The following is an 8,700-nucleotide window of genomic DNA, read 5'->3' as shown; positions in this document are numbered from 1 at the left end:
AATTTTAAAAAAGAAAAAACGATATATTTGCTAAATATTTTATTAAGCTCTTAATTTTTCTGCTAAAAATAACATAATAAAGAGCATTAAAATTGACTTTTAAATATTTATCCGGAATAATTTTCTGATAAATATAATATAATAATTTTTAAAACTATTTGTATTATAATTACTAAAAACATTAAATTATGCTTTATTTTTAAAACTTTTTAGTGATATTAGTAGGGGTTTCGAAAGAATAAAAATTAAGTAGATTTCATAACAAACCAAAAAATTTAAAATAAATCTATACTTTCATACTCAAACATATTCATAAAAATTTAATAACTTGTTTTATTTTTATCTTTAAGAAAACTAATAATAAAAAACGCGCTTCATACCGATTTTTTTTTAATCTATTTTGCTATTAAAAAATAAATACAAACTATAAAATAATAAATTAGTACCATAATTGTATGAGAAAAAATTATTTTTTATCATAAGGAATTTGGATATTTGAAATCTCTATCTTGACAAATGAAGTCATGCTTAGTAGTATAATAATTGATCTGAGTTGATCGACTAGCTTAATTGTATAAGGTTGACCGGTCAAACATAAGACATGCGAGATAGTAAATAACTTTCGAATCGGAATACTATCTTTTGCGATAGGATCCATATTCGTTGCGCTACTTCTCATTTTTTGAACACTGCGGGTTCAACAAGCATTGTTTTGCTATGTTTCGACGACTCGGATTTCTTGAGAATTTTAGGAAACGGTCTGTTGACCGTTTTTTTTATTGGAGTTTTTATGATTATCAAAGTTGCTATCATAATTTATTTAGCTGTGTTGCTTTTAACTGCCTATTATCTCTGGCATAATCGCAAGACTCACTTTCTAATATATAACAGCAAGAATATTGCTAATTTCAGTTCAATTATGACTGGAACTGCTATCCTACTGGTTATCGAAAGTCTGATAGGAATATTTCTGGCTTTCCAGTCTAATGAATATCTTAACCTCATTACCTTGGCACTTAGTACAGTTACTATTTTAATTTTTAGCCTTTTACTTAATCAAAAGGATGATTAATTGGACTAAAATTTGGTAAAATAGTGGTAAGAGAGGTGTTTTTAATGATGAAACAATATCACCGTATTCAAGTTGCAGTTGATGGCTCAAAAGAAGCCGATTTAGCTTTCAAAAAAGCTATCGCTGCTGCTAAGCGAAACGAAGCTGCTTTGGAAATTTTACATGTCATTGATACTAGATCTTTTCAAAACGTGTCTAGTTTTGATTCCGAGATGGTAGAACAAGTGTCTAATGATGCTAAAGAAAAACTGCAGAACTACTACAATAAAGCTACAGAAGCTGGGGTTAAGGAAGTTCATTACTCAATTGAATTTGGCTCTCCCAAAGCAATTATTGCCCATCAGTTTCCGCAAAAGCACCAAATTGATTTAATTGTGTTAGGCGCAACGGGACTTAATGCCGTTGAACGAATATTGATCGGCAGTGTAACTGAATATGTAACCAGAACAGCAGATTGTGACGTTTTGGTTTGCCGTTCAAATGAAAATCTAACTAAGTAAAAAAGAGCATTTCATATCTGAAATGCTCTTTTTGTGTGTTATTCATACCTTTTATAATCCAAAGCTCATATTTTTATTTGACTAACCTTAAATATGGTTTAGTTGACATATTAATGTTATCTTCAATGAAAGACGTTCTAAAAATAGCTTCTAGTTCTTCGATAGGTAAACCTGAAACTGAAATTAAATCCTGCTTAGTTACTAAGTTTGCATCTAAAAGCATATCTAAAGCAGTTTTGAAAATACTTGGATGTTCTTGTGGTAACTTATTATCATCAGGTTCATGTTTCCTCCAATGTTTTTTTGAAATTTGCTTTTGCAGATAAATGTATTGGTTTTCGGATAATAAGTGCAATTCATTGGCTTTATATATTAAAGCAGCAATAGAAACGTTCCAGTATAATTTAGCTTGCCTAAAAAAATTCATACTACCAGACACTAAATAGTCAATAAACGACTCATCAGGAATTAAAAAGTAAGAAGCAAATTGATTAGCTTGCTTTTCCAATAAGTTCTTATATTTATTGTTATTCAGGTCAAAAATATTTTCAACATTATTATGTAGTAATATGTGTCCTAATTCATGTGCCAAATTGAAGCGTCTTCTCATAACAGATTCATTATTATCTGTTAATGCAATAAGCGGTACATCATTTATACATGTAGAAACGGCATCCATTTTTTCACTATGCATAGTCGTTTCAGTAATAATAATACCATTTGCCTCCATAACATTAGTAAGATTTTTAATTGGTCCATTTCCTAACTGCCACATCTTACGTGTTTTCGAAGCTAAACGTTGTATTATTTCTGGCGTAATTTTTTCAATTTTAAGATTTAATGGTTCAGGGATATTCAGTTTCGGTAGTTTGATATATTTAGATATATATAATAAACTCTGAGCCGCCAATTCTAATCTGATTTTTTGCATTTCCCTTAACTTGTTTGTACTTGCAGCTTGACTTCTAAAAAACACAGTACCCATTGGAATAACGATATCTGGTTTTCCAAAGAAGTAAACTGGAAATTTTAAAGCATTTGCAAGCTTTAAAATTGATTCTCCACGAGGCTTAGTAGCACCTAACTCATACTTACTGATTGATTCCCGCGAAAGAGAAGATTTAGCAGCCAATTCTGTCATGCTAAGTCCTCTCATTAGTCTGGCTTTTTTAAGTTGGTTAGGATTAAATTTGACCTCCATTTTTTTTCTCTCTTTCTAACATACGTTTTACTTCATTTTGAAATTCCAAATTAATTTGTGCTTGCTCTGTTTCACTTACATCTTCAGTAGTAGTAAGAGAATTAGTAATATTTTTAATATCCAACCAGCGCGTAACTCCATCATTAGGCATTCCTAAGTTTACATATTCTAGCTTATAATGTGATCCACCATATGTAACCATCAAATAAATTTGTCCCGTTTTAATCTGTTCCTTTTCTAACGGGGGATTTTCAAACAATGATAATTGTAGATCTATATTCGGAATTCCATTATTAATTTTACTCCGCATAGTTCTATTAACTGCTTTAGCCGGAAGACTATTTTTTAAACTCGTCTTGTGAACAGTAATTATACAATTTTTATGTTCAATTACCAAATAAGTATAACCGTTTTCGGGAATTTCTCTAGTTTTAACCTTAAGATCAATACCTGAATTATGAGCATCACGCTTGAGTATAATATCAATAAATATATGACGTAAATAGCCGTATACATTACGTGACTCGTACAACTGTAATTCAGGTTCTCTTTTCACAAATTCATTAAATGAACTGTATCCTTTTTTGATAGAATTCGAAAGAAAACCTGGTAATTTTGGATCAGCCTGATGATTTATGAAGTTTTCTAATACAGTCATTATTTTCCCTTTCCTTTTTTAATCTATAGGTCAGTTTATGTATACATTTTTACTTTTTTAGTCATTTTTGTCAAGTTTTGTATAATTTAATATTAATCCGGTATTTGAATATTATGTTTAATATACAAATTAAGCTTATAAAACCAACTTTGATGATAAATGGAAATTAAAATTAAACTACATAAAAAAACAATTCAATAAAAATTGAATTGTTTTTTATGTATTAATTTATTTTAAAAGTCTCCTGCCCGGCTAAACATGTAGTCTTTATTATGGAACTTCATGGACAAAATCATTCCAATACCAATCATATTTCCAATTAAGGCTGATCCACCCTGGGAAATAAATGGTAATGGAATACCGGTCAATGGCAAAAGGTCAATACTCATACCGATATTTTCAAAAACATGGAAAAGGATCATCATAATTACGCCGGTCGACACATAAGAATAAAATGCGTTCTTAGTATCAAATGTTATCCGGACCATTTGGACTATCAAGTATAGATAAAGCAAAATAACTGCTACACTACCGACAAAACCAAATGATTCACCAATTACTGAATAAACCATATCTGAGCCACGAACTGGTACGTAAACACTTAGATTTCCAAAGCCATTACCAAAAATCTGTCCTGATCCAATCGCTTGCATACTCTGCCACAATTGATATGCTGCTTTAGACGTGTCCGTAGATGGATTCAGCCATGACATGATACGAGCAAATTGGTACGGTTGAAAAGAATGACTTAGAATAACTTGACCGCCTGGTGTAGTGACCATAAAAATCACTATTGCACCCATAATTGCAACTACTATAAACATTGGTGTTATTATCTTCCAAGATATTCCTGAAACAATAATTACCCCACCAACTATAGCGAAAAAGACAAGCATCGTGCCGAAATCATTTTGCAATTTTAAAAGTACGGCAATTGGTAGCAACCAAGCAAGCATTTTCCCAATTAAAATCCAGTCGTTTTTAATGGTATGAGTAAACTTGTCATTATGTTCACGGACAACCCGCGCCAGCATCAAGATAAATGCCGGTTTCATGACCTCTGACGGTTGAAAAGAAATTGGTCCTAGCTTAAACCAGCTTTTGGCACCGGCATCTGCAGCTATACTGCGATTGTAAAAGAACAAAACCGCAATCAAAAGTACTATTCCTAATCCATATACATAAGGTGCAATCCGGTAGAGCTGTTCAGCATCAAATTGAATGACAAAAATCACGATGGTAAATGAAATAATATACCAGAGAGCCTGCATTGCCACAGCTCTTACTGGGCTGCCCATGTGACTAGGGTCATCAATTGCCGCAAAATAAATGGAATATAGGCCCACTGCTGCTAAAAGCAGCACAGGGACAACAATATTCCATGCGATGCGATCAAAAAGATTGGTTTTATTTTGTACTTTGACCATTAACTATCACAACCTATTATTTTTCATGCAAAGCAAAGTATGAGAGCAAGTCATTAATAATGCTTTCTAAACTTTTAGCATACAAGATACTATTGGTTTTGCCAGTCGTCGCACGGTATCGTCCGCTTAACTTTTCAATTACACCAATAGATTTTTTCTGGGGAATAACTACTTCCCATGTTGGGTTTTCCTTGCCTTTGACTTCGTTAATTTCAACATTAATATTTTCAGGTTTTTTTGACATAAATTCTCCTACTTCATATTTGGATGAAATTTCTTTGCAATAATTTCATCTTCATATCTTTCTGGATGAGGATTACGAAATATAGTAAATTTATCTGGTACCGGATCAACACCGCCGCGCACAAAAGGATTGCACCGTAAAATTCGAGCAATACCCATAATTAGTCCTAAAATAGGACCAAACTTAGTTAAAGCGTCAACCATATAAGTTGAGCAAGTCGGATAATAACGGCACGATTTTGGCAAAGCCGGAGAAATAAATTTCTGGTAGATTTTAACTAAATAAATTAAAATTTTTCGCAAATCGGGCCTCCAAAAACTAGTGGCGTTGATGTTTTTCGATATTCTTGAGCAAAATTCCAGTTCCCAGCGCTACGGCTTCAAGTGGATGATCAGCCGTTAACACAGGCACCTTGAGGTAATAAGAAATTAGCTTATCAATATTCTTAAGCAATGCTCCACCACCGGTCAGCATAATTCCTCTGTCGATAATATCAGCAGAAAGCTCAGGCGGAGTTTTTTCTAAAACTTCTTTGGTAGCTGCAATAATAGTCATCAAGCCATCGTGCAGTGCCTCTTGAATTTCAGGAGCAGACACTGTTGCTTGCTTAGGCAAACCATCAACTACATCACGACCACGTACTGTGATAGTTTCGTTTTTATCTGGTTCAAAAGCACTACCAATTTCAATTTTAATTTGTTCAGCTGTGCGAGAACCTATCAGTAAATTATGTTTGTTCTTAATGTAAGAAACAACTGCCTGATTCATATGATCCCCGGCATAGCGCAGTGATTGACTCGTAACTATCTCACCCATTGATAAAACAGCAATATCGGTAGTACCACCACCAATATCAATTACGATGTTACCTTGAGGTTTGAAAATATCAAGGCCCGCACCAACAGCAGCAACTTTAGGCTCAAAATCAAGATAGACTTTGCCTCCACCAGACTTTTCAGCAGCCTGAATAATTGCTTTCTGTTCAATTGATGTTACTCCTGTAGGAGCACAAATTAAAATATTTGGCTTGGACATGAAGCCTTTAACGTTTAATTTTTCAATAAAGTAGGACAGCATTGCCTCTGTGATATCAAAATCTGCTATCACGCCATTTTTTAAAGGACGAATTACTCTGATGTTACCAGGGGTCCGTCCTACCATCTTATAAGCTTCTGTTCCAACAGCTACCACTTTATTTGTACTTGTATTAACAGCAACAACTGAAGGCTCATTTAAAACAATTCCCTTACCGGAAACGTTAATAAGCACATTAGCTGTTCCTAAATCTATTCCTATATCTCGTGCCACGATAATCCTCCATCATATTCAATGTATATTTTACCATAAAGATTTTAAGTTTGTGGGCGACTTTACCCGCTTTACCAAGTCTTAAAAGAAATTGCTCAGTTGCATAGAAGTGTCAATTAAGGTAATGAAGAAATTACCTACCAGAAAGCCTAAGGCAATAGCCGCAAAAATCAGAAACAGCTGGGCTTCAAATACTTTATTCTTACGAATTATGTTTTCAATACGTACGCTTTTCATAATTTGAAAGGACAAGCCAATCGTAATTAAATAAATTATTATACTAATTAAGGCATGAACGCCAAGTTGAAACATATTTTTTCTCACTTTTCTTAAGTCACAATAAAAGCGGACACACAAAGTAGTGCATCCGCTTAAAACTTTAATTCTATTTGTCTGAGTTGTAAACACTTATTCTGTTTACTGCCCTTCTTAATGCAACTTGTGCCCTTTCAAGAGACTTCTGGTCATGCTCTGCTTGAGCCTTCTTCAAGGCATTTTGAGCACGTTCCCTAGCAGCCTTAGCTCGAGACACATCAATATTACCGGCACGTTCTGCGCTATCAGCAATAATTGTAGCTACATTATTGGAAAATTCAAAGTAACCGCCACTAACTGCAATATGGTTGACCACATTGTTCATTTCACGGCTTCTCTTAACCTTAATCTCACCAATTGCAAGTGGGGTCAAAATCGGCAAGTGATTATACATGACCGAGCGTTGACCGTCTATTGCTCGCATTTCTACAATGCTGGAATGGTGGGAAAAAATCAGACCATCAGGAGTTACAATATTTACCATAAAAAGCTTTTCTGGATCTGCCATTTGACATCACCTTACTTTTCTAATAATGCTTTAGCTTCTGGATCGCTAGGAGTTACACCCATTTGCTTAGCCTTCTTCAAGACATCTTCAATTGGGCCGACACTACGGAAAGCATCTTCTGGAAGATCATCTAAGTGTCCCTCCAAAATCATCTTAAAACCTTTGATGGTTTCTTTGATGGGAACATAAGAACCGGGAACCCCAGTAAACTGTTCTGCCACAAAGAAGTTTTGTGATAAGAAGAATTGAATTTTACGAGCACGGCTAACAATAACCTTTTCCTCATCAGACAACTCATCCATTCCCAAAACGGAAATGATATCTTGCAATTCATGATAACGTTGCAAAATATGTTGTACCCGAGTAGCAACTTCATAGTGTTCTTGACCAACAATTTCAGGATCTAAAGCACTAGAAGTGGATTGCAACGGATCAACAGCCGGATAAATACCTTGTTCAACTAGGCTACGTTCCAAGTTGGTCGTAGCATCCAAGTGAGCAAAAGTAGTAGCTGGAGCTGGGTCAGTATAGTCATCGGCTGGCACATAAACCGCCTGAATTGAAGTAATGGAGCCCTTCTTGGTAGAAGTGATACGCTCTTGTAGTTGCCCCATTTCAGTCGCCAATGTTGGCTGATAACCAACGGCACTAGGCATACGTCCTAGCAAGGCTGACACCTCGGAACCAGCTTGAGTAAACCGGAAAATGTTGTCAATAAAGAGTAAAACGTCTTGACCTTCAACATCTCTGAAGTATTCAGCTAATGTTAAGCCGGTTAAAGCAACACGCATTCTGGCACCAGGCGGTTCATTCATTTGACCGAAAACCATGGCGGTTTTACTTAAAACACCAGATGCTTTCATTTCAAAGTAAAGATCATTACCTTCACGTGTTCTTTCACCAACACCGGTAAAGACTGAAATACCACCATGTTCTTGGGCAATATTATGAATTAATTCTTGAATAATCGTAGTTTTACCAACACCGGCACCACCGAATAATCCAACTTTACCACCACGAACATACGGTTCAAGCAAGTCAATAACCTTAATACCTGTTTCCAAAATTTCCTGACTAGTAGTCAGTTCATCGTACTTCGGGGCATTTTTATGAATACTTTCACGCGCATGATCTTTTTCAAATTTAGGACCGTTATCAATTGGTTCACCTAAAACATTAAAGACGCGCCCCAAAGTATCATTACCAACAGGTACAGAAATTGGACCACCGGTATCTTCAACCTTCATGCCGCGCTTAAGACCATTGGTAGATTCCATGGCTATTGTTCTTAAAACGCCGTCGCCAAGCTCCAGCGTAACTTCAAGGACAATAGATTCATCATCCGATTTGATAACACGCAAAGCATTGTCGATATCAGGCAGATTTTTGTCAAGCGGAAATTTAACATCGACAACAGGGCCGATTACTTGAACAACTTCACCTTCACTCAAAACATCTACCTCCTTT

At 35.0% G+C, this 8,700-nt stretch carries 11 protein-coding genes; 2 read left to right on the top strand and 9 right to left on the bottom strand.

Annotated elements, in window-relative coordinates; genetic code table 11:
- Positions 1 to 790: 790 nt before the first annotated feature.
- Together H3T47_RS02720 and H3T47_RS02715 are read left to right on the top strand one after the other, a co-directional pair.
- A complete protein-coding gene (locus tag H3T47_RS02720) occupies positions 791 to 1,072 on the top strand; it encodes a hypothetical protein (RefSeq protein ID WP_038524976.1) in 282 nt (93 codons plus the stop codon).
- A gap of 44 nt (positions 1,073 to 1,116) precedes the next feature.
- On the top strand, positions 1,117 to 1,572 hold the full coding sequence (locus H3T47_RS02715) for a universal stress protein (protein ID WP_038522258.1): 456 nt from the start codon (positions 1,117 to 1,119) through the stop codon (positions 1,570 to 1,572).
- Between the two features lie 73 nt (positions 1,573 to 1,645).
- Here H3T47_RS02715 and H3T47_RS02710 read toward each other — a convergent pair whose 3' ends face one another.
- From H3T47_RS02710 to atpD, 9 genes are all read right to left on the bottom strand, one after another.
- The gene (locus tag H3T47_RS02710; protein ID WP_046327021.1) at positions 1,646 to 2,773 is read right to left on the bottom strand and encodes an ImmA/IrrE family metallo-endopeptidase; all 1,128 of its coding nucleotides are present in this window, start codon (positions 2,771 to 2,773) and stop codon (positions 1,646 to 1,648) included.
- Positions 2,757 to 3,431 (bottom strand): hypothetical protein, encoded by a 675-nt coding sequence (locus H3T47_RS02705; protein WP_046327020.1) that lies wholly within the window; start codon positions 3,429 to 3,431, stop codon positions 2,757 to 2,759. The genes H3T47_RS02710 and H3T47_RS02705 overlap by 17 nt, the downstream gene beginning before the upstream one ends.
- A 233-nt stretch (positions 3,432 to 3,664) precedes the next feature.
- Positions 3,665 to 4,858, bottom strand: a complete 1,194-nt coding sequence (locus H3T47_RS02700) for an FtsW/RodA/SpoVE family cell cycle protein (protein WP_046327019.1) — start codon at positions 4,856 to 4,858, stop codon at positions 3,665 to 3,667.
- 16 nt (positions 4,859 to 4,874) lie between these two features.
- On the bottom strand, positions 4,875 to 5,102 hold the full coding sequence (locus tag H3T47_RS02695) for a DUF2969 domain-containing protein (protein ID WP_046327018.1): 228 nt from the start codon (positions 5,100 to 5,102) through the stop codon (positions 4,875 to 4,877).
- Between the two features lie 8 nt (positions 5,103 to 5,110).
- Positions 5,111 to 5,404, bottom strand: a complete 294-nt coding sequence (yidD, locus tag H3T47_RS02690; RefSeq protein WP_046327017.1) for a membrane protein insertion efficiency factor YidD — start codon at positions 5,402 to 5,404, stop codon at positions 5,111 to 5,113.
- A 16-nt stretch (positions 5,405 to 5,420) separates the two neighbouring features.
- Positions 5,421 to 6,410 carry a rod shape-determining protein gene (locus H3T47_RS02685; protein ID WP_038522248.1) on the bottom strand — a complete coding sequence of 330 codons (990 nt, stop codon included), beginning with the start codon at positions 6,408 to 6,410 and terminating at the stop codon, positions 5,421 to 5,423.
- Between the two features lie 81 nt (positions 6,411 to 6,491).
- Positions 6,492 to 6,722: a DUF1146 family protein gene (locus H3T47_RS02680; protein WP_046327016.1), complete on the bottom strand. Its 231-nt coding sequence runs from the start codon at positions 6,720 to 6,722 to the stop codon at positions 6,492 to 6,494.
- A 73-nt stretch (positions 6,723 to 6,795) separates the two neighbouring features.
- Positions 6,796 to 7,233 carry a F0F1 ATP synthase subunit epsilon gene (locus tag H3T47_RS02675; protein WP_038522241.1) on the bottom strand — a complete coding sequence of 146 codons (438 nt, stop codon included), beginning with the start codon at positions 7,231 to 7,233 and terminating at the stop codon, positions 6,796 to 6,798.
- Positions 7,234 to 7,244: 11 nt separating this feature from the next.
- Positions 7,245 to 8,684 carry a F0F1 ATP synthase subunit beta gene (gene atpD / locus H3T47_RS02670; protein ID WP_038522239.1) on the bottom strand — a complete coding sequence of 480 codons (1,440 nt, stop codon included), beginning with the start codon at positions 8,682 to 8,684 and terminating at the stop codon, positions 7,245 to 7,247.
- Positions 8,685 to 8,700 lie beyond the last annotated feature (16 nt).

Origin of the sequence: Lactobacillus sp. W8093 (assembly GCF_016100925.1) — a bacterium.
Lineage (GTDB): Bacteria > Bacillota > Bacilli > Lactobacillales > Lactobacillaceae > Lactobacillus > Lactobacillus helsingborgensis.
The sequence above is the reverse complement of the archived record's forward strand: the minus strand, read 5'-3'. Positions and strand labels throughout refer to the sequence as shown.